Annotated in this window: 23 protein-coding genes; 8 read left to right on the top strand and 15 right to left on the bottom strand. The window is 36.9% G+C overall.

Annotated elements, in window-relative coordinates; translation table 11 throughout:
* Window positions 1–64 precede the first annotated feature (64 nt).
* Window positions 65–1,234 (top strand): MFS transporter, encoded by a 1,170-nt coding sequence (locus tag ACXAE4_RS14885; RefSeq protein ID WP_048019216.1) that lies wholly within the window; start codon window positions 65–67, stop codon window positions 1,232–1,234.
* 123 nt (window positions 1,235–1,357) lie between these two features.
* Window positions 1,358–1,531 carry a hypothetical protein gene (locus ACXAE4_RS14880; RefSeq protein ID WP_306460852.1) on the top strand — a complete coding sequence of 58 codons (174 nt, stop codon included), beginning with the start codon at window positions 1,358–1,360 and terminating at the stop codon, window positions 1,529–1,531.
* 48 nt (window positions 1,532–1,579) lie between these two features.
* On the opposite strand, the gene ACXAE4_RS14875 is transcribed toward ACXAE4_RS14880, so the two are convergent.
* From ACXAE4_RS14875 to ACXAE4_RS14845, 7 genes are all read right to left on the bottom strand, one after another.
* Window positions 1,580–2,038 carry a 2-thiouracil desulfurase family protein gene (locus ACXAE4_RS14875; protein WP_154988654.1) on the bottom strand — a complete coding sequence of 153 codons (459 nt, stop codon included), beginning with the start codon at window positions 2,036–2,038 and terminating at the stop codon, window positions 1,580–1,582.
* Between the two features lie 83 nt (window positions 2,039–2,121).
* Complete coding sequence (locus tag ACXAE4_RS14870) at window positions 2,122–2,562, bottom strand: Asp23/Gls24 family envelope stress response protein (RefSeq protein WP_098113046.1); 441 nt, start codon at window positions 2,560–2,562, stop codon at window positions 2,122–2,124.
* A gap of 27 nt (window positions 2,563–2,589) precedes the next feature.
* Window positions 2,590–2,799: a DUF2273 domain-containing protein gene (locus ACXAE4_RS14865; RefSeq protein WP_048019213.1), complete on the bottom strand. Its 210-nt coding sequence runs from the start codon at window positions 2,797–2,799 to the stop codon at window positions 2,590–2,592.
* Between the two features lie 15 nt (window positions 2,800–2,814).
* Complete coding sequence (gene amaP, locus ACXAE4_RS14860) at window positions 2,815–3,357, bottom strand: alkaline shock response membrane anchor protein AmaP (RefSeq protein ID WP_033579150.1); 543 nt, start codon at window positions 3,355–3,357, stop codon at window positions 2,815–2,817.
* 146 nt (window positions 3,358–3,503) lie between these two features.
* The gene (locus ACXAE4_RS14855) at window positions 3,504–4,334 is read right to left on the bottom strand and encodes a YihY/virulence factor BrkB family protein (RefSeq protein WP_098113048.1); all 831 of its coding nucleotides are present in this window, start codon (window positions 4,332–4,334) and stop codon (window positions 3,504–3,506) included.
* A gap of 282 nt (window positions 4,335–4,616) precedes the next feature.
* On the bottom strand, window positions 4,617–4,979 hold the full coding sequence (locus tag ACXAE4_RS14850; protein WP_028413134.1) for a YidH family protein: 363 nt from the start codon (window positions 4,977–4,979) through the stop codon (window positions 4,617–4,619).
* A 178-nt stretch (window positions 4,980–5,157) separates the two neighbouring features.
* Window positions 5,158–5,505, bottom strand: coding sequence for an alanine:cation symporter family protein (locus ACXAE4_RS14845; protein ID WP_223546669.1), 348 nt, complete (start codon window positions 5,503–5,505; stop codon window positions 5,158–5,160).
* 426 nt (window positions 5,506–5,931) lie between these two features.
* Between ACXAE4_RS14845 and ACXAE4_RS14840 the strand changes: the two genes are divergently transcribed.
* Window positions 5,932–7,131: a multidrug efflux MFS transporter gene (locus ACXAE4_RS14840; protein WP_047751852.1), complete on the top strand. Its 1,200-nt coding sequence runs from the start codon at window positions 5,932–5,934 to the stop codon at window positions 7,129–7,131.
* 32 nt (window positions 7,132–7,163) lie between these two features.
* Here the strand turns inward: ACXAE4_RS14840 and ACXAE4_RS14835 are convergent, their stop codons facing one another.
* The 4 genes from ACXAE4_RS14835 to ACXAE4_RS14820 all read right to left on the bottom strand — a co-directional run bounded on the left by ACXAE4_RS14835 (window position 7,164) and on the right by ACXAE4_RS14820 (window position 10,029).
* A complete protein-coding gene (locus tag ACXAE4_RS14835; protein WP_016764349.1) occupies window positions 7,164–7,463 on the bottom strand; it encodes a TIGR04104 family putative zinc finger protein in 300 nt (99 codons plus the stop codon).
* Between the two features lie 153 nt (window positions 7,464–7,616).
* Complete coding sequence (locus tag ACXAE4_RS14830; protein ID WP_098113050.1) at window positions 7,617–8,789, bottom strand: MFS transporter; 1,173 nt, start codon at window positions 8,787–8,789, stop codon at window positions 7,617–7,619.
* Complete coding sequence (locus ACXAE4_RS14825) at window positions 8,759–9,205, bottom strand: MerR family transcriptional regulator (protein ID WP_074680920.1); 447 nt, start codon at window positions 9,203–9,205, stop codon at window positions 8,759–8,761. The genes ACXAE4_RS14830 and ACXAE4_RS14825 overlap by 31 nt, the downstream gene beginning before the upstream one ends.
* Window positions 9,206–9,366: 161 nt before the next feature.
* Window positions 9,367–10,029 carry a hypothetical protein gene (locus ACXAE4_RS14820; RefSeq protein ID WP_034269212.1) on the bottom strand — a complete coding sequence of 221 codons (663 nt, stop codon included), beginning with the start codon at window positions 10,027–10,029 and terminating at the stop codon, window positions 9,367–9,369.
* Between the two features lie 248 nt (window positions 10,030–10,277).
* Between ACXAE4_RS14820 and ACXAE4_RS14815 the strand changes: the two genes are divergently transcribed.
* Both ACXAE4_RS14815 and ACXAE4_RS14810 read left to right on the top strand, forming a co-directional pair.
* Window positions 10,278–10,865 (top strand): beta-class carbonic anhydrase, encoded by a 588-nt coding sequence (locus ACXAE4_RS14815; protein ID WP_013057294.1) that lies wholly within the window; start codon window positions 10,278–10,280, stop codon window positions 10,863–10,865.
* 16 nt (window positions 10,866–10,881) lie between these two features.
* Window positions 10,882–12,501, top strand: coding sequence for a SulP family inorganic anion transporter (locus ACXAE4_RS14810; protein ID WP_475236293.1), 1,620 nt, complete (start codon window positions 10,882–10,884; stop codon window positions 12,499–12,501).
* A gap of 42 nt (window positions 12,502–12,543) precedes the next feature.
* On the opposite strand, the gene ACXAE4_RS14805 is transcribed toward ACXAE4_RS14810, so the two are convergent.
* Both ACXAE4_RS14805 and ACXAE4_RS14800 read right to left on the bottom strand, forming a co-directional pair.
* Complete coding sequence (locus ACXAE4_RS14805; RefSeq protein WP_289577823.1) at window positions 12,544–13,227, bottom strand: response regulator transcription factor; 684 nt, start codon at window positions 13,225–13,227, stop codon at window positions 12,544–12,546.
* Complete coding sequence (locus ACXAE4_RS14800) at window positions 13,205–14,695, bottom strand: sensor histidine kinase (RefSeq protein WP_154988649.1); 1,491 nt, start codon at window positions 14,693–14,695, stop codon at window positions 13,205–13,207. The genes ACXAE4_RS14805 and ACXAE4_RS14800 overlap by 23 nt, the downstream gene beginning before the upstream one ends.
* A gap of 270 nt (window positions 14,696–14,965) precedes the next feature.
* On the opposite strand from ACXAE4_RS14800, the gene ACXAE4_RS14795 reads away from it, so the two are divergent.
* Complete coding sequence (locus ACXAE4_RS14795) at window positions 14,966–15,466, top strand: GNAT family N-acetyltransferase (RefSeq protein ID WP_033579159.1); 501 nt, start codon at window positions 14,966–14,968, stop codon at window positions 15,464–15,466.
* A gap of 42 nt (window positions 15,467–15,508) precedes the next feature.
* Here ACXAE4_RS14795 and ACXAE4_RS14790 read toward each other — a convergent pair whose 3' ends face one another.
* The gene (locus tag ACXAE4_RS14790) at window positions 15,509–16,048 is read right to left on the bottom strand and encodes an SMI1/KNR4 family protein (protein ID WP_063247872.1); all 540 of its coding nucleotides are present in this window, start codon (window positions 16,046–16,048) and stop codon (window positions 15,509–15,511) included.
* Window positions 16,049–16,203: 155 nt separating this feature from the next.
* Window positions 16,204–17,796, bottom strand: coding sequence for an APC family permease (locus ACXAE4_RS14785; protein WP_475236290.1), 1,593 nt, complete (start codon window positions 17,794–17,796; stop codon window positions 16,204–16,206).
* Window positions 17,797–18,045: 249 nt separating this feature from the next.
* Between ACXAE4_RS14785 and ACXAE4_RS14780 the strand changes: the two genes are divergently transcribed.
* Both ACXAE4_RS14780 and spoIIP read left to right on the top strand, forming a co-directional pair.
* Window positions 18,046–19,614 (top strand): RQC-minor-2 family DNA-binding protein, encoded by a 1,569-nt coding sequence (locus ACXAE4_RS14780; RefSeq protein ID WP_475236288.1) that lies wholly within the window; start codon window positions 18,046–18,048, stop codon window positions 19,612–19,614.
* Window positions 19,615–19,774: 160 nt separating this feature from the next.
* Window positions 19,775–20,944, top strand: a complete 1,170-nt coding sequence (spoIIP, locus tag ACXAE4_RS14775; RefSeq protein WP_045291726.1) for a stage II sporulation protein P — start codon at window positions 19,775–19,777, stop codon at window positions 20,942–20,944.
* Window positions 20,945–20,948 lie beyond the last annotated feature (4 nt).

Raw genomic sequence — 20,948 nt, 5'->3', positions numbered from 1 at the left:
ATTGAAATCCACTCTAAAAAAGGTTACTATTCTAGTTGTAACTTTTTAAAGAGGGGGTTTTTTGATGAATAAAAAAGTTTACATACTTGCGATTGCTTCTTTTGTTGTTGGAACAGTCGAATTAATTCTAGGAGGCATCTTAGACTTAATTGCCGATGCATTTCATGTATCACTAGCAAAAGCAGGTTATTTAATCTCTATTTATTCGTTTGTTTATGCCTTGTCTGCGCCGATTTTACTAAATGTGACGGCTAAGATAGAGCGTAAAAAAGTTTATATGTGGACATTATTTATTTTCTTATTGAGCAATGTATTTTCAGCCTACAGTTCGGGCTATTATATGCTATTAATCGGGCGTATCCTCGCTGCTGCGAGCGGCTCTTTTATTATTGTCCTATCTACCACAATGGCCTCTAGAATGGTAAAGCCTGAATATCAAGGCAGAGCAATTGGCGTTGTGTTTATGGGAATCAGCGGCTCACTTGTTTTGGGTATTCCTCTTGGTATTTTGATTGGAAATGCGCTTGGCTGGCGTCAAGTATTTGTTATGATTGCAATCTTAACTGCTATTATTATGATTACCGTTTGGTTTACAATGGAGCGTCTAGCTCCCGCTCCAATTGTACCGTTAAAGACTCAGATAAAAGCTTTACGCAATAAAAAAATGCTTGCTATTCACCTAGCAACATTGTTTGTACTGGCGGGCCATTTAACGCTTTATGCGTACTTCACGCCATTTTTACAAGAAACGCTAGGATTAAATACAACGATGGTAACCATTATTTATGGTATTTTCGGTCTTGCTGCAGTGGCAGGAGGAGGACTTGGAGGAGCTGTTTCTGATAGATGGAACCCTTCTTCGTCTGTTATCACCATGATTGCTCTCTTTTTTGTTAGCATGATTGCTATGCCGTTTGGCGTTCATTTGCCATTCGTTGTGTTCTTGCTTCTTATGATTATTTGGAGTGCGCTCAGCTGGGCGGTCTCACCGGCTCAAAGCAATTTAATTATTCATAGTGCACGCGACACGTCGGACATTTTAATCAGCACCAATGCAGCGATTTCACACGTAGGAATTGCGATCGGCTCCTATGTCGGAGGAATTGTCGTTAATCAATACTCTGTTATTTATAACGGCTGGGTCGGGTCTATTTTTGTATTGCTTGGTCTTTGCTTCTCTCTTTATGCGGTAACACGAACAGAAAGCACAGCAGATACGCTTCACAGTAAATAAGCTTTTACAAAAAGAGATTGGATAAAAATAATTTCATAAAAGTGAAACACGAACTATCTATCAAAAATGGATAAATAGTTCGTGTTTTTTTATAATCATGGTGAACGCAGGTACTTATAGCTGTTGGTTGGAGGACAAGGTGAAGACTCCTGCGGGAACAGCGAAACAGATGAGACCCCGCAGGAGCGAAGCGACGAGGAGGCTCATCGGCCGCCCGCGGAAAGCGAAGCCTTGCACGGAAATCAACAGCGGTCGAGCAAGCAGTCCAGATCATGCATCCAAATTGTTTGTCTTTGAGTTGGATTCATTTCGTTCTGTCCCATCCTCTTGTCATTGTGATTGCTCTTAATACATTTTAGCTGCAAATTGAGATTCGGATATAACGATAAAACCATGCTTTCTTAACAACGCAGTCGTTACCCCTTCACCGGCTATTTTAACACCTGAAAATGCTCCGTTATATATATGTTCACTTCCGCATGAAGGACTGTTTTCTTTTAGTACAATAACAGTAGCTTTTATTTCTTTTGCGATGTTCAGTGCCTTATAGGCCCCGTCTATGTATATATCTGTCACGTCTTTTCCCGATCGTTCAATAACTCGCGCATTTCCGTTTATTACGTCTATTCCCGTTCCTTTTATAATTTCTGCCGGTTCTCTAGGCGTGTGAAATCCACCTAACAGTTCCGGACATATCATCACCGCTTCTTTATTTTTAACAAGCGCTTCCATTTCCTTAACTAAGGCACTACTTCCATTATATCTGCAAGCTTGACCTGCTAAGCAAGAACTAACCAATATCACAGAATTCTCCCTCCCATAAAAAAACACTTCTCATTCATCATACAAAGAATATATGACGAATGGAAGTGTTTACCTTTTATATTTTATTCAAGATCACGCTTTGACTCCTGCTCTTTGTCTCGATCCGTTTTCGCTTCAAATTCAGATCGAGTCATTACGTCCTCTACATGCATATTTACTTCTACTACCTCTAATCCCGTCATATCGTGAACTGATTTTTTTACGTTATTAACAGTTTCAGAGAAAATGGATGGAACATTTTTTCCGTATTCGACAATTACTTTTAAATCAAGGGCCACTTGCTTTTCTCCTACTTCAGCGTTAATCCCTTTTGTGATATCTTCCGTGCTGCGGAAGCGATCTGTTAACCCGCTCATAAATCCGCCGCTCATTGATAAAATCCCTTTAATTTCGTTAGCTGCAATTCCAGCAATTTTTTTAATGACTTGATCTTCAAATGTTAATGTATTTTGATTTGTATTTTCCTGGGATTTTACTGCTGTATTTGTTTCATTAACTGCCATAACGAACATCTCCCTTAAAGTGATTTTCTATCTTCCTTTAGTAAAAAATCCTACCCAATTATTTAAGTCTAAATGACCATCTCGCCACTTCCCGATTACATAACCAATTCCCATAAAAGCTACAATTAGCAGCGTGGGGCCAAAACCAATTGTTAATAGTAAAATTGCCAACACTAAACCTGCCAAAATACCAAGTACTCGGCCACGGTATGGAATCAATTTATCTGGAGTACCCATTATGTCCCTCCTTCATCACACAACACGCTCTTTCTTTCGCGTTTGTGTATCTGTTAAATCGATGCGGACGGAGTGAACGGGAAGCTCAAGTAAAGCCTCTACGGCACGTTTCGTTTCAAGCTGCATCTCTTTTCCTAGTGTTGGTAGTCCATCTCGTCCAAACAGCGAACAGTTAATATATAGACTAACTCTTTCTTTACGAGAATGAATAGATGCTTGGACTTCAGGAGAGCGTATTCCCTGAAAGCCTCTAATTGCTCGCAAAGCTGTAGATTCAATCGTGGCTTTAGAAATGGTTATTTTGCCTTCGCCTGTTACAATTGCTAAATTCTTTTTAGGTGGCCTGCTAAATATGCCTGTTAAAAGAAAAATAATAAAAATAACAGCTAAAAATGCGCTTATTGACAATATTGTGTAGTAAAACCACTCCTGATGCTGCCACTTTTCTACCCAGTTCGAAAGGTGAGGAACCTTATAAACCATCAGTGCTAACATACCGGAACAAATCAGTCCTGCAATTCCAATAACTGCGATTAAAAACCGATTAAAATTATTCAATTTTCCACCTCATCTCAACGTGAACTCCTACTGTTTTTTAGTTATGTGTATAGGAAAGGCAACGAGATATTCAATAGTTACCCGCGATATTTTTTTAATAAACCTTTTAACTGTAAAACTGAATATAAAAAAACGACTAGGTTTCCCTAGTCGTTTTCCACGTCTCTATACGTTGTCTTGTGAGCTTTGATGAACTTATTACCGTTTATTAAACCGCCAATTAATAAAATAGCGGCCGTTAAATAAAACCAGACCATTAAAATAATAATACTTCCAAGCTGACCATAGATTTGCGAGTAGCTTCCAAACTGGACATAGTATCCAAATCCGGTAGATACAACTTGCCATCCTAGTGTGGAGAAAACAGCTCCTGGAAGTACATCTTTCCACGTTACTCTTGCGCTTGGCATCAGTTTGTAAAAAAGAATAAAAAAGCCTAATAAAAATAATGTCCCAATTCCCCATCTAATTGTCGTCCAGCTTTGAAACCATATGTCAGGAACATGGACTTTTGTTAACACCAAATGTCGAATGACTTCTTCAATAATTGGCACAAACAATGAAATAGCTACCACAACCATAAAACCAAAGGTCAAAATTAAATCATTGATTAAACCGCGCAAAAACGTTTGTTTTCTTTGAATATGATACGCGTCATTTAACGAGCGAACCAAAGATTGTATAGCCATAGATGCGAGCCAAAAAGTTGCTAATAAACTAAAAGACAAAACTTTTTTCCCGCTATTGTTAACTGTTTCAATTGATCTTTCAATTACGTCGTAGGCGCTTTTAGGGGTAAATGGTTCAATAAAGACGAGCAAATTGTTTGTGTCAATTGGAAAGAAACTCAGCAGTGAAAAAAGAAAAATAATAAACGGTACAAAAGATAACAAAAAATAGTAGGCTGTTTGAGCAGCCTGATCAAAGAAACGCTCCGTAAAAAAACGAGCGGCAACGGTCTTGGATGTTTGAATCATACAGCGTTCTCCTTTACTTTCGATTCACCGTGTAGTGAAATTCATATTCAATTTTTATGTTCAACATGTATTGGATAAGTTTTGGCTTATACAGCTTTCCTTTTCCATTATCCGCGGATAACAAAGAATTTAACCTGTAAAATCACACAGCCGGTTTGTAAAAGAAGATATTATTATCATTGCCTCTGCCATTACCACCATATTAATAGATCTTCTTTTTCTTTTATAAAACCGTAAATTCTTTGGGACTGGTTTCCCTTTTTTCTTATATCTTAAACTTTTTTACGCTATGTTAAAAAAATAAAACATAAGAGCGCCGATCAGCATCAGCATAATCATTAAAACAAAAATAACCAAAGCGTGAGATGATTGATACGTTTGGCTGTTAATTTTTTTGCGGGTTGAAAAATAATGATAAGTTGAGAAAAGAAGCAACCCTGCACTTGCAGCTAAAGAAAAGATGATAACAGCAATAATAAGAGTATCGGCTGCTTCACTTAAATTTTTCCCCGAATTAAAATGCAAACCACCTGCAACAAAACCAATGCCGAGTGTAGCAATAGACGTTCGAATCCACGCTAAATACGTTCGTTCATTTGCTAAATGCTGCTGAATATAAATAGATTCATTTTCTTTTTTAGTCATGCACATACCACCGTCCTTTTATATGTCTTCTATTATAAATAAATGCTCAAACGAAAATAAATTGAGGACGCTTCATGCCACATTATACCCGAAAAAAACGAATCATTACCATTTTCAAGCGGTCGAAAAAGCTGCTTCACAAACTAAAAAAAGCCAACCCCAGTTGGCTTTTTTTAGTTTATGAAACATTTTCTTTATCTTGATTATGCTGATATTCCTCGTCCCAATAATCAGCGTTTTGAATTCCTAATTTCCCAGGAAAAAAGACAGGATCTATCCCTTGTTTTCTCTGCTCGCGATAATCTTTTAAGGTTATTAAAGCAGGCTTAGCTAAAATCAAAATTGCAATTAAATTGAACCAAACCATTATTCCAACTCCGATGTCTGCTAATGCCCATGCAGTTTCAGCTGTTCGGATAGACCCGTACAAAGTAGTGGCTAAAAGAGCTGCCTTAAGGATCATGGATACTATTTTATTTTGTTTGCCTTTCATTACGTAAGCTAAGGTCGTTTCCGCATTATGAATAATGAGAACATAGTTTTAATATAGAGTTAAAAAACAGAAAATTCACTCTTTTTGTCAGGTTGTTTTACACATTATTTGATAAATAGACAAAATTTGTGGATATAACGTATATTTTAGACAGATTATCTGACGCTTTTTTCAGTGAAGCATAAGTTCTTTACATATCCCCTACTGTTACAGCATAAGATAATGAGTGAACTAAGGGTCACTTTATGTTCTAGGCGGAGTGTAACCGCAGCACATCTTTCTGTTTTCATTTCATGTTAATAGTTCACTAAGTGAATCATTTTATTTTTAAATATTTCTGATATGTGGTATAATTTAAGCTGATAAAAAGATGCTGCATGTATGCTAAAAGAGCAGGCCGTATGGTTTCGCTCTTTTGTTGTTTTTACGCTATGCGGCACGACGAAAGAAGGAAATAGAATGGAATTATGGAAACGAAACTTGTACATTTGCTGGTTCGGTTCTTTTTGCACCACAGCCGGGATGAGTTTAGTTATTCCGTTTTTACCGCTTTATATTGAAAAGCTGGGAGTTCACGATACAAGCTCCATCAGCAGATGGGCTGGTATTGCATTTGGAGCTACCTTTTTAATGGCCGCTATTGTTTCTCCTTTATGGGGAAGTTTGGCCGACAAATACGGTCGAAAGCTGATGCTCCTTCGCGCAAGCTTGGGTATGGCAATTGTTATGACTTCTATTGGTTTTGTACAAAATGTCTATCAGCTTGTCGGACTGCGCTTTTTAATGGGGGCCGTTTCCGGCTTCATCTCTGCAGCCATTACGTTAGTAGCGACTCAAACACCTAAAGAGCACAGCGGTAAAGCATTAGGGACGTTGTCTACAGGGGCTGTATCAGGATCTTTATTAGGACCGCTAGTAGGCGGCTACTTAGGAGATACAATTGGATTGCGTCACGTCTTTTTCGTGACAGGTGCATTTATGTTTTTGTCTTTTTTAATTGTAAATTTAATTCAAGAAGATAAAAAAGAGACGGCGAAAACCACGAAAGAATCTAACATTGGGTTACTTTCTCTTAAGAATTCAAAGGCCGTGATTGGTGTATTTGTTACAACTTTTTTACTGCAGCTTGCGGTTATGGCTATTCAGCCAATCGTTACACTGTATGTAAAACAACTGTCTACTCATACCGATCACCTTGCCCTTATTTCAGGTTTTGTCGTGGCGGCAACAGGAATATCAAATATTTTAGCTGCATCCAGACTTGGCAAAGTCAGCGATCGCGTGGGTCCTCAAAATGTGCTTCAAATATGCCTGCTCATCGTAGCGGTTATTTGCGGCTTACAGGCCTTTGTGCATAGTACTTGGCAGCTATTTTTACTACGTTTCTTACTCGGTTTTGCAATGGGAGGATTGTTACCTTCTATTAATTCTTATTTGAAGAAAATTGTGCCGGACTCGATTACAGGTAAAATGTTTGGCTATAATCAAACAGCACAATACTTCGGGAATTTAGCCGGTCCAGTTATTGGCGGACAAATTGCCGGAGCTAAAGGAATTCCTTACGTATTTTTAACAACGAGTGTTCTTCTACTGTTGAATGCTGGGTGGGTGTATTATCAGCGCCATCACAGACAGCAGCTAGACGGTAAAGCCGCATAAAAAACCTTCCGTGTTAACGGAAGGTTTTTTTATTACCACAAGGGTTCTTCTTCGCTGCTTACTTCATAAGAAAGTGGCATCATAACAACCGCTGCTATGAAGAAAATAAGCTCCGCGACAACAATGGATGGAAAGGAAAAGTCAAATAGTGAGAGAATAAGCCAAATAATAAGGGGTGCAAATGAGTAGATTGATAATCGCTTTTGGGATTTTGCAGAGATATACTGTTGTTTGTCACAGTGTGGGCATTCTAAAACGTTTCTAAATGTTAACAGTTGTTTAAAGGTTGTCCTCCAGTTCCATTTATGATTACAATTTTGACAGGTGGCCATGGGCATCACGCTCCTAAAAAGAATTTATGTACATATAAAGTATACGTACAAGTTGGTAAAGAGTTTCATTTTTATGATTAAAAACGTTTTTACTATTATAACATAAAACAAAATAAAAGGCTTTTTACAGGAAAAAGCCTTTTATTTCAACGTTTATTTAGAAACAGCTTCATTCGTTTGAGAAGTTGTTTTTACTTTTATAACCATAATAACAAAAGCGAGCAATCCAAGAATCGCTGCTACAAGAAAAGGAGCTTGAGGCGCTACGGCATTGCCGATAACTCCTGATAATAAAGGAGCAAACGCTGCGCCTAACCATCTTAAGAAATTATATCCTCCAGATGTAATTCCTCGTTCATAAGGAGATACTTCCATTACATGACTCGTAAATAATGCATTATTAAGTCCTGATACAAGACCTGCTGCCATAATTAAAACAATGCGCAACCATGTTGCATCAAAGGCAAATAAACAAATTAAAATAAGTGAAAAAACAATTAAGCTAACATGTAACACTTGTTTTGGCTGATATCTTTTTTCTAACTGATGTGCTAAAACCGCTGAGCCATAAGCTAAACATAATCCCCATCCAAAGAAAACAAAGCCAATTTGAAGAGCTCCGATCGATAGAATAAGCGGCGTATAAGCTAACACTGTAAAAAATCCGTAGTAATAAAGCATGCCTGATACAGCGCCTTGAGTAAATGGTTTTAATTTATAAAGTTTAACCATGTCTTTAAAACCTGCTGCTTTACGAGATTTAGTGCTTGTAGGCTGTTTAACAATCGTTAATACTAAAATAAAGGCGATAAAAATTAAAGCACTTGTACCGAAAAACGGCAATCTCCAAGAAGCATTTCCTAACACGCCTCCTACAAGCGGTCCTCCGGCCATCCCCAAACCAATTGCAGCTTCATATAATCCTACTGCTTTTTTCACTTCACCTGATAATGCAATAAGCAGCGTCATAGCTGTTGCAAAGAAAAACGAATTACCAAGTCCCCAACCTGCTCGGAAAATGGAAAGCTGAGGAATGTTGTTAGAAAACCCGCATAGGGCTGCAAAAATCGTCACAATGATAAGTCCTGTTACCATTAAGCGCTTGTCTCCTACACGTGACGCTAGAATGCCTGCTGGAATCATCATAATAGCCATCATCAACAAATAGGAAGTAAATAACATTTCTACTTGCCAATGAGAAGCTCCAATTTGCTTAGCAATTTCCGGTAAAATCGGATCTACTACTCCAATTCCCATAAATGCTAAAAAAGTAGCTACTACCGTAATAATTTGACCTAATCGGTTATTTGAATGCTGTCCTTCCACTCTTTCATCTCTCCTTTTGTTTTTGTTTTTTCATGTATTGCCATAGCAGATTCTCGCATTTCTTTTAATTCTGTTTTAAATGCCTGCATTTTTACGACTTTAAAATCAATCATCTTGATTTGATTTTCTAGCAAATCTTCTATTTGCGTGATCTCTTTCACTGACAATCCTTGCCGCTCACTTCTTTCTTCAATCATTCTTTTAAGCGACATAAACTGCTGCAGCTCCTGTAGAGAAAAACCGAGAACTTCTTTTGCTTCTGCTACTTTTCTTAGTTCTTTTACCTCTTCTTCGGAATAAATTCGTGCATTTCCTTTTGTGCGCTGCGGGGGTAAAATGAGTCCAATCTCTTCATAATACCGAAGAGCTCGCTTGGTCAAACCGGTCATTTTCGTCACGTCATCGATTAAATACATATGTTTCACCTCACCTCTCATTAACATTAACGTTAACGTTAACGTTAATCATTTATATACTCATTATAGATTAACGTTAACGTTAATGTCAACAATATTAAGGTATTTTATGTAAATCTTAAAAATATGTGCACAAAAAAACCTATTGAAAAATCAATAGGTTACATCAATATGTCATATAGCTGCTGTGCTGTTTCTCCTGTTACTTTACCGTACACTCCTCTTTTTTTAGAAGTAAGTTCCGCACTATCGGAGGTGAATCGTACATTGTATACAGCGCCCTCATAAGTAAGCTGTACATCTGGGTCAAGAGCGACGCTGTAATCAGCTTTTTTCCATTGAATTTGTTTCATAATTGATTCTACAGTTAAAGCATCTTCTGAACTTAACGTTTTATCTCCTGCTTTTATAGGCTTGCCCTCCCTGTTTTTATTAAATTTTAGTTCCGAATGAGAAGATGAAAATTCAAGTTGGTTTTTATCATGCGCTATGAAATCTTGGGGTAGTTCTACATAGCGGACAACCTCTCCTTCGTGTACAAACACAAGCATTTGATCAGCAGCAGATATTTTTTTCATCACTTCTTCACTAACCGGTGCGTTTACAAGTTTTTCTACGTCGGCTTTCTTGCTTTTGTTTGTGAATAAATATCCTTTTTCCCATTTAAAATCACTTAACTTCGATACATCCACTGAGCTTACACCTTTTTTTTCAAATGATTGCTGAATATTCTCTCCCATTTCTTTGTCGTTGGTGACTTGGGCATTAGAACTGCACCCTACTAAACAACAGAAAATAATGCCTATTACTATAAGAACCTTCACTTTTGCCTTCCTCCTCTCTACCATTCTTTTATAAAATTCCAACTTTGTACCATTTTAACATATAATTCCTATTTTTCGCGAAAACAAACAAAGAATACGCTTACATAATTTCACGCATATAATTTCTGTTTATTTATAAGTTTTTTCTGAATATTTTAAGAAAATTTTAATATTTTATTTAGTTCGTTTTTAAACTTTATCTTTAGACTAAAAAATAAGTTAAAAATAAATAACGCAGGAGGAAAACAATGACTTGTCTATCTGAAGTTTTAAAGTTTAATGAAAAATTTGTAACCAATAATCAATTTGAGGCTTTTCAAACATCCAAATTTCCTAACAAAAAAATAGTCATTTTAACTTGTATGGATACACGTTTGTTAGAATTACTTCCTAAAGCTATGGGGCTAAAAAATGGAGATGCAAAAATAGTGAAAAATGCCGGAGCTGTTATCTCCCATCCCTTTGGTAGCGTCATGAGAAGTATCTTAGTTGCCGTCTACGCTTTGCAAGCTGATGAAGTATGTGTCATCGGTCATCATGAATGTGGAATGACGGGCATGAAAGCTGAAGCTATTTTAGCCTCTGCTGAACAAAGAGGGATTAGCACGGAACAGATTCGTAATCTAAAATATGCTGGTATTGATTTAGAATCATGGCTGACTGGGTTTGAATGTGTAGAGGATAGTGTCGAAAACAGTGTGGATATGATTCGAAATCACCCTTTATTACCAAAAGACGTGCTTGTTTCTGGAATGGTTATTCATCCTTCAACAGGAAAACTTGACGTCGTTGTAAACGGCTATTCCCAAGACCGAGCTGAAACCGTAAGCTCATGAAGGAGGGTTTTATCAAATGCTAAAAGATAACCGATTTCAAGGCTATTCAGCAGGGCATTTACAAAAAGACATTATCGCCGGTTTGGTTGTTGGGGTCGTTGCTATTCCTTTAGCAATGGCCTTTGCCATCGCTTCTGGTGTAAGACCTGAATACGGAATTTATACAACCATTATCGCAGGGATTATGGTTTCAATATTAGGCGGATCGAAATTTCAAATTGCAGGCCCAACAGGTGCATTTGTTCCGGTGCTGCTTGGAGTTGTCATGCAATATGGTTATGAGAACCTCGTTATTGCCGGCTTTATGGCTGGAATTATGATTACGCTTCTCGGAATATTTAAACTAGGGAAACTTATAAAGTTTATTCCGCGCCCTGTGACGATTGGATTTACAGCAGGAATTGCGATTATTATTTTCTCAGGTCATATCGCTAACTTTTTAGGCCTAAAGGGAATTGCAAAACATGAGGAATTTCATTTAAATATGATTGAAATCCTACGAAAAATTGCAACGATTAACATTTACAGCGTCATCATAGCCGCTATTTGTTTAGCTGTCGTGATTATAACGCCAAAGTTTTTACCTAAAATTCCCGGTGCCCTTCTAGGTCTTCTTGTCTCCACACTTGTAGCCATTACACTGTTCCCAGGAAAAGTTGCAACGATTGGCTCTACTTACGGTGCCATTCCGAGTAAACTACCATCTTTTAGCTTCCCAGATTTAACATGGGATAACATCGTGATGCTATTTCCTGCTGCCTGCGTAATTGCGATGCTTGGAGGTATTGAATCTTTACTATCAGCTGTTGTTGCTGATAATATGGCCAAAACCAAGCATAATAGCAATAAAGAGCTTGTGGGTCAAGGAATTGCTAATATCGCTACCTCGCTATTTGGCGGAATTCCTGCAACTGGTGCCATTGCCAGAACAGCTACTAATATCAAAAACGGCGCAGCTTCTCCGTTATCAGGAGTTATACACGGCTTAGTTGTTTTATTGGTCCTTGTGATGCTGGCTCCTTATGCATCAAACATTCCGCTGGCAAGTATGGCACCTATTTTAATGTTTGTGGCTTGGAATATGAGTGAACGTAAAGAATTTGCACATATTTTAAAAACCAAGTCAGCTGATTCATTTGTACTTGTAGCTACGTTTTTATTAACAGTTTCAATCGATTTAACAACAGGTGTAGGCGTAGGTCTACTTTTAGCTATTGTTATGTTCGTGAAACGAATGAGCGGATCACTGAAGATTTCAAAGGTTTTAGCGGAAACATCTGAAAACGCTCACAAATCTGAGCTGATGGAATATACCATGCAAGGATCTCTTTTCTTTGGATCAGCTGAAGTATTAGAAGATTCCTTTGATAACATCGCTGAAGCGAAACCGAAAGTTTTATTGCTTCGAATGAGCCAAGTATCCTTTATTGATACATCTGGAGAAGCTTTACTATCAAAGGTGGTCGAACGGTTGAAAGATTCGCATAGCCAAGTCGTTATTTCTGGCTTACAGCACCAGCCGAAAGAAATGTTAAAGTCAACCGGTCTATATGATAAAATCGGTGAAAAAAATATATTTTCTTCCGAACCTCCCGTGAGTAAGATTAAAGCTCGTCATAGAATCGTTACTACGTAATAAAAAAGAGATCCGAACGATTAATCGTTCGGATCTCTTTTTTTAAATATTAAACCGGTACCCTGCTCCCCAAACCGTTTCTAGGTACTGAGGATCTGCTGGGTTTTCTTCTAGCTTTTCTCTTAGTTTTCGAATGTGAACTGTTACGGTTGAAATGTCTCCTGAAGAATCAAATCCCCAAATTTTTTCAAATAGATGTTCTTTACTTAATACTTGATTTGGATGAGAAACGATAAATTTCAGCAAATCGAATTCCTTCGCTGTAAAAAACACTTCTTTGTCATTCACAAATACTCTTCTAGCGAGCGTGTCAATCGCTAAACCATGAATGCTAATCATACGCTTTTCCTGCTTATCAGAGAGTCTTTCATATCTCGCTAAATGCGCTTTGACTCTTGCGACCAGCTCCCCAGGGCTGAATGGCTTGGTAATATAGTCATCTGCACCTAGCCCGAGCCCTCTAATTTTATCAATTTCTTCTTTTTTAGCTGAAACTAAAATGATTGGAATATCTTTTGCAGCTCGAATTTGCTTGCACACTTCAAATCCGCTCACTTTAGGGAGCATAATATCCAAAATAATCAAATCAAAATGTTCATTTAACGCTTTTTCTAATCCCTTATCCCCGCTATATTGAACGTCTATTTCAAAATCGTTAATTTCTAAATAATCTCTTTGCAATTCAGCAATACTTACTTCATCTTCAATTAACAATATCTTCTTCATGTGTATCACCATTTTCATTCATTTTTTGCAAAGAAAAGAAAATACTTGTTCCTTCGCCAAGCTTACTTAGTGCCCAGATGTCTCCCCCGTGGCGTTCAACAATTTGTTTTGCAATGGCCAGTCCAAGTCCACTTCCTCCAGTATTGCTATTGCGGGACTGTTCTGCTCGATAAAACCGGTCAAAAATATGCGCTAATGCTTCCGGTGAAATCCCAGAGCCGTTGTCTTTTACTTCAATAATGAGTTCACTTTCGGTAGCAGAAAGAACGATATCGATTCTTCTTTTTTCTTTATCCATAAATTTAATGCTGTTGGTTGTTAAATTTATTAAAACTCTTCGCAGCTGTTCAGCATCTGCTTTTGCATACAGTGTGGTTAGAGAATTATCCGAAAATAAAACATCAATATCATGTTCGCTCATTTCAAACTGAAGCTCTTGCACATAGCTTTTCATAAAAGCAGAAATATTAAGTTTTTTAAACACAAATGGAATTTCATGCAAATCCAATTTAGAAAATAAAAACAGCTCATCGATTAACGCATTCATGTCTTTTGCTTTCGTTGAAATCGTTAACAAATATTTAGAAAGCTTATCTGGCGTATTAGCTACGCCATCTTGAATTCCTTCTACATATCCTACAATGGAAGTAATGGGAGTTCGTAAATCGTGTGAAATACTTGAAAGCAGCTGCTTTCGATTATCTTCATATTGAATTTGCAGTTCAACAGAAGATTTTAGTTTTTGCCTCATTTCTTCAAAAGCTTGCGTTAATTCGCCTATTTCATCCTTTGAATTAGCAGAGATCTCAAAGTGAAGATCACCTTGTTTTATTTTTTCGGCCGCTTCTTTTAATTCACGAATGGGTTTAATAATGCTTCTTGAAACAAGATAGTTTAAAAATCCAATAATCACAATCACTAAAATTAATAGTAGAAAGATTAAAAAAGGGAAAATCCGATTAATAATGCCTACATAAGGGCTGATTTTTCGCAAAACGTAAATGCTTCCTTTTTCTTGATTTGAGAAAGGAAAATCAAGGTTGATATATGTAAAATACTGCTTGCCTATGCGCAGCATGTCCTGCTGATACGAATGATTTCCTTTACTTTTTTGATGCTTTGGCAAGTATTTACGAAGGTTTTCTCCTTTAATGGATTCTGAAGCATATACAACCTCTGTGTTTTTTTGAATCACAATATCAATATTTTCAAATTCATATTTTTTAACTGTCTCCGGCCGCAGCAGCTGTTCTGGTTTTTTTTCACTCAATAACTTTAAATCTAAGAATGCATTTTCTTCTTCTGGCGTTAACAATTTATACTCATAGGAGTGGCTGTACAATTTTCTTACAAAATCGGCGTCTCCAGTAATGGAGAAAAAAATAAGAAAGCCCGATAAAAAAAGCAAAATAATAAAAACAAACACAATACTGATATACGTTAAAACAAAACGCAGCTGAATTGACATGACTTACCCTATGCCCCTTTGGCTTTAACAAAACTATTTGATAGACTAGTAAAGGTGAATAACAAATAGATCGTTAGACATTATACATATAGTAAAAATTAAAACAACAAAACAAATGTATATTCTCACTTTACCGTGATAGAGTGAGAATGAACACCACCTTTTTTACCATTTTATGAATTACTGGAAAATTATGATCTATTTTTCATAATATTCTTAGGCTGAAAGGTATACTATATGCCTTAATATTTTTAAAAAGGAGAATTTTTAATGAAAATTATTAAAGCTACTTCCTCTCACATCCCTTCTGTTGCCCGTCTGTACGTAGACAGCTGGCGCATTACATACAAAGGGTTAGTACCTGATGCTTATTTAAACAACTTGTCTTATAAACAAAGTGCAGAAAAGTGGTCCCTTTTTCTTACCGAGCCTTCTCATTTTATTTTGCTCGCTATCGATGAACGAGAAGAGATTGTCGGCTTTTCAGCAGGTAAACCTCATTTATCCGCTGCTGAAATATACGCGCTATACGTTTGCAAGGAAGTGCAAAACCAAGGAGTTGGTCGTCTTCTGTTTTCTCATTCAGTAAAAGAATTTACTGATCAGCACTATACGTCTATGATTATTTGGGCCATGAAGAAAAATAAGAAAGCCGTTCAGTTTTATAAAAAATTAGGCGGCAAAAAAAGCTTGAATCGTACAAGTCAATTTGGAGAAACTAAAGTTGAAGACGAAGCATACGGTTGGGAACGTCTTCCTTCTAATAAATAAACGAGCACACTAGTGTGCTCGTTTATTTATTAGAAGATAATATTATTGAGCCGTTGTCTTTTTATCCGTTGAATGAGCTTTATTACAAAGCCTATTCCAGTGCCAAAAACAATTCCCTTGACTCACTATAAAACAATCCAGCCATTTCTGAAAATTCATATGTAATACATGTGCATCTTGAAACGATGCGTTCCGCTTTTTTACTATTATATATGCAGAGTGCGCTGATTTTTTAGAGTCAATGATAATCTCTTCTTCTCCGACAGACCCAATTGTCATATAAAGACTCTGACTTTTATAAGCTGTTTCTCTTACGTCTTCTAAGCTATAAAGATTCCCTGTTATTTTTTTGTCAGCATCAATGAACAAATTACACCCATTTGTTAGCTGCAAAAACTGCTTGTAGTCTTCAGGAAGTGATACATGCATTTCTTCTTCAAAAACTTGCAGTTGGTTCTTGCTTACTCCATCAAAAAAAGTACAAGTGGTTCTGTATACTTCTCCTTCATTTTTACACACTTCTATAACATTATTGTTTTCCCACAGCCGCTTTCGAAGTGAATTTATTATTTTTTCAATCATACTCTTCCTCCAAGCGTTGGATTTAAAACGGTTACATTACATTAATTAAACAATAATGTGCTAATTCCTTCTTTCCTACTCAATTATACGATAAACTTTAGAAATTCATGTTTGCATAACATAGAAAAAAGCAGCGAATGTCGCTGCTTTACAGGTTATACAGGCGCTTTTTCTTCCTGTTCAGGATGGTGATCGTAATCAATAAGCGCTTTTGGAAGGCCCGTATATTTAGCCCAATAATAAATCCCAAGAGATACGACCGCTATGATAATTAAGTCTACAGGCGTATCGATTAAACCTTTCCCTCCGCCGAACGAACCGATATAAGAAATAAAGAGCATGATGATATAATAAGCAACTAGCCACCATGTTGATTTAATCTGCTGACGAAGACTTACTTCATTTTTAGGCACATATTTAGCAAAAATCAAATATATAACAAACATGACCAGTTGAGAAGTTAGCAGCCACGAAATAGTCTTCCATCCTGACCAGTACACAATAAAGGAAGCAAAAATAAAGGATAATGGACCAATTATACTCATTCCTCTTAATTTAAAAGGCTTTTCCAAATCTTTTGCGTTCACCATAAAGGCCGCTGATGAAATTGGTGCAATCGCGTAAGATAGAATAAGCGCAACAGAGCATACGTTTACGAGTGCATTCCACGAAGGAAATGGCAGTGTCCAAAAAATCGAAAGTCCTAATGAAAGCCATAAAGATGATCGTGGAATCCCTGTTTTTTTATCCACATGAGCAAACGTTTTAAATAACGTACCGTTACGAGACCAAGCATAGATAAGTCTAGATGTTGTATTCATAAAAATATTACCGTTACCACCCGGTGATAAAATAGCGTCTAAAATAACAAGTGTTGCTAGCCAGCCAAGGCCAAGAACAACAGCGATATCTTTAAACGGCAGTGAGAATTTATCTTGAATGCCGGACCAACCGCCTTTAATCATGTCAGATGGAATAGCTCCGATAAACAATACTTGTAGAGCAGTATAAATGAGAGCTGCTAGAATGATACAAATCACAAGAGCAATTGGAATATTGCGCTGAGGATTTTTCACCTCTCCAGCTACCGATACAATCGGATGAAGGCCTAAGTAAGCAAACATAACCCCGCCTGTAGCAATGGCGGCCTGGATACCATCAAATCCCCCGGGAGCAAACTCTCCCATCGTAAAGTTTCCTGACTTAAAATAAAATGCCAACGTTACAATTACCGTAAGCGGTACAAAATATTTGAAAATAGAAATGATAATATTCGATTTCGCAAATGCTTTTACACTCCAGTAATTGAGTAAAAAGAATAAGCAAAGCAACACAAATTGTAGAATCCATCCAGATATCGTTGGTGAGTCAAATCCGGATTTTGTTAAACCTGGAAACCAGTAAGCCACATACTGTCTCACTGCTGTTACTTCGATAGCGATTAAACTAGTGTAAGCTACGATCGTAATAAACGAAATCATATAGCCTACAAGATGACCGTGTGAATAAACAGGATATCGAATAATTCCTCCTGTACGAGGCAAGGCAGCCCCTAGCTCGGCGTATACAAGGCCTATTAATAAAATAATAACTCCACCAATAACCCAAGAAAAACTTCCTGCAGGACCTGCTTGCGTAGCGACATTACTAACGGCAAACAGCCAAGCGGAGCCAAAAATAGCCCCTAATCCAATCAATGTTAAATCTAATAAAGATATCGTCTTTTTAAACGGACCTTTATTCTCCATAAGCTTCCTCCTTTGGATGAATCATCACTTTTGTTGGTTTTTTTGACAACATTCATATATATTCGATAATATATGTCAAAATTTTTATTACTATACCCATTCAAAATTACTTTGAATCCCTTTTCTTTATTTCTGAAGGTTAATTAACAGAAAATTTTAAAAAATCATTCTTGCGTTCAAGACACATTAAAACTTTTTCTTCTTTTCTTTAATGGGTAAAATACTCAATAAATGAAAGGAGTTAGATAAATGACTTTACCAGAGAATTTGCCAGTTGATTTTACAGCTTACAACCACTTAACATTCCTTCCGCTCGGACGTAAGAATAAATCGATTCGGTCCGTAGGAAGTAAACATACTAAAGGGTTGCTTGGACGTTTAAATGACTACTTTGAGCAAGCAATGAATGAGTTACCTCAAGAAGATATCATCCTTTTTCAAACATTCTTATATGGAAATCATAGGGGCGGTTTTCCCGTCGCAATTGATAAAAATGAAGACGTTTATCCTTACTTTTGGAAACCAACTTCATTTCTATGGAAAGAATATAATAAGAATCGCGGCATTCCTATTCATCATGATGAGTTTTATTCTCAAGATTTTACGATTTTGACTAAAAATGAGTTGGAAAATTATCTCGGAAGCATTATGAAAGATTACATGTTTTGCGCTAGAATACATGATTCTTCAAAAGAAGAATGGATTCAACATATTAATAAGTGTTTTTTCAAACACCCCCTCATTTCTCTTTATCACCGAAATGCAGATGTGATTGAAGCAATTGAACAATCAAAAAAATCACCTTTGCTTTTTATTATGAAAAACCCTGAGCAAATTGCTTTTTGGCGCAATCGGATTGAAATCATTATGAGACCTTTTCGCTCTCTTTCTTCCACCGCCTTTGAGAGAGGATTTGCAGATACGGAAGATACGGTATTAACTGTTCACGGAGAAAACGAGATCATTCGCTTAACTTCAGAAAACAGAGGTCTCGCTGTAACATATGATGTCACAAATGATGCTATTTCACTCGGTGATGAGTATAATGTAGTGCTAGCAGCCAAACGATTAGCTACAACTCAGCGGCAGTTCGAAGAGATTATAGATGAAAATGAAGAAGTGATTCAAAAACTGCTTGTCTTTTTTAAGTGGAAAAGTCTTTTAAAGCATCATGAAGTGCACATCAAAGAAATCCAAGACAAATTGTGCAGCCTAACCACTTATCAACTTAATGAAGAACAAGTTTTACGGGAAAATGATCCTTTTCTTTCCTTCATTCAAAACGTATTACAAGTAAAAACACCGAATGCCAATCTCAAAGTTGGTTCCATCCAATGGTTTTCACAGTGGGATTTTTCAGATGTCACCCTGCTGCAGGAAACAAACAAATTTATATGTTATATGGGTCCAAACGAAATAGAAACGAAGCTGACAGAAATAAGCGCTAAGATAGAAAATGAACTTCATAAGCAGCGTCAGAACCTGCTTTTGACTCCGCTAAAAATCGGTCAAATAACTTTCGATTCAAACCAAATGTTACAGTTATTAACGCTTATAGATACCTTAAAAAACACGGAAACTCAGCAGAGTTACGTACAAATTTTAGAAGGCGTTTCTACTAACAGCATTCGTCAAAAAGAGCTCGATAAAATACCCGCATTTGGATTATTAAATTCTGTAAAGCGCAAGCGCATTGTTACGTATTTACAAGAATTACAAAACTATCAGCTGCTTAAAAAAGAGAAAAAAGGATTCAGCCTCACTCCAAAAGGAGAAGCCATCCGACGTCTATTTGAAGAAGAATCACGGAGAATATGAGATTGTATCTCACGTGATTCTTCTTTTTTGATTTTGAAGACTACTTTCTCTATTAAATGCTTATCATAATTAGAAATCTCCATTCATATAATTATTACTAGATTAGCAAAGTCCTTCATACCTATTAGCCTGACGCTGACATAGAGAGGAGATTTCGCCATTGAAATCTAGTAATCGCGCCAATTTTGTAGTGTTAACATATAAGATGGTTCTTGTTATTTTATCCGTTGTTTTAATGACATCATCTATCATTGTTCTAGTAAGTTACTCAGCATTTAAAGAACAGTTCAATTCTTCTATTGTCTATCAAACGTTATCAAAGCATAAAGCAGAAAGTCTTTATTATTTAATGAGCCAAGAAAACCATCATTTTTCAACGGCTTTTGATAAAAACTACTCACCTCCCGGTCTTTCTTCTACACTGCTCGAGTTATCAACAAGTATTCGAGCAGAAGACGCGAGAAGCTTGTTTGGTTCCGAACTTCCTGGATTCAGTATTTACGACTCCAATATCATTATCGCCGGTGAAGGCACAAATTTCACAAACTTCCCTAGAGAATCTGCACCGCCGCTAGATGAAACGCTAAAAGAAAGAAATTCTACTACAAAAGTTCAGCAGCCTAAAGAAAACAATGGTACGAACGCTCCAAATAATAATACAACTGGCGGAAAAAAGGTATTTTATATTTATCATACGCACAGCTGGGAATCTTACTTGCCTCTGTTAGGACTTGAAGGTGATCCAGATGCTAATAAAGCAGTGGATAGCAAAACAAATATTAATATTGTTGCAAATATGCTAGGAAAAGATTTAGAGGCTCAGGGAATTGGGGCAGAAGTTGATCAAACCAATATTGGACAGAAATTAAAAGAAAAAGGTTGGAACACCAATCAATCGTACGCCATGTCTCGCACAGTCATTGAAACGGCGATGACTGAAAATAGAGATTTAACTTACTTTATCGATTTGCACCGAGATTCGCTTCGAAAAGATAATACAACCATTAAGATTAACAATAAATCGTATGCAAAAGTTGTGTTTGTTTTAGGGAAAGCGAATCAAAACTTTGAACAAAACTTAAAAATGGCAAAAGCGCTTCATGAAGGACTTGAAAAGAAATATCCCGGATTAAGCCGCGGAGTTATTGGCAAAAACAAATCCAGCGGTAACGGTGTATATAACCAAGATGTTTCCAAAAATGCGATTTTAATTGAAGTGGGCGGAGTTGACAATAACTTTGATGAACTAACTAACACAACAAAAGCACTGTCTGATGTCATTAGCCAATTTTACTGGCAAGCTGAAAAAGTAGATGCCCCTGCTCAATAAAAAA

This window comes from Priestia sp. ABM2_011 (assembly GCF_056158845.1).
Note: the sequence above shows the minus strand (reverse complement) of the source record. Positions and strands in the feature narration are given on the sequence as shown.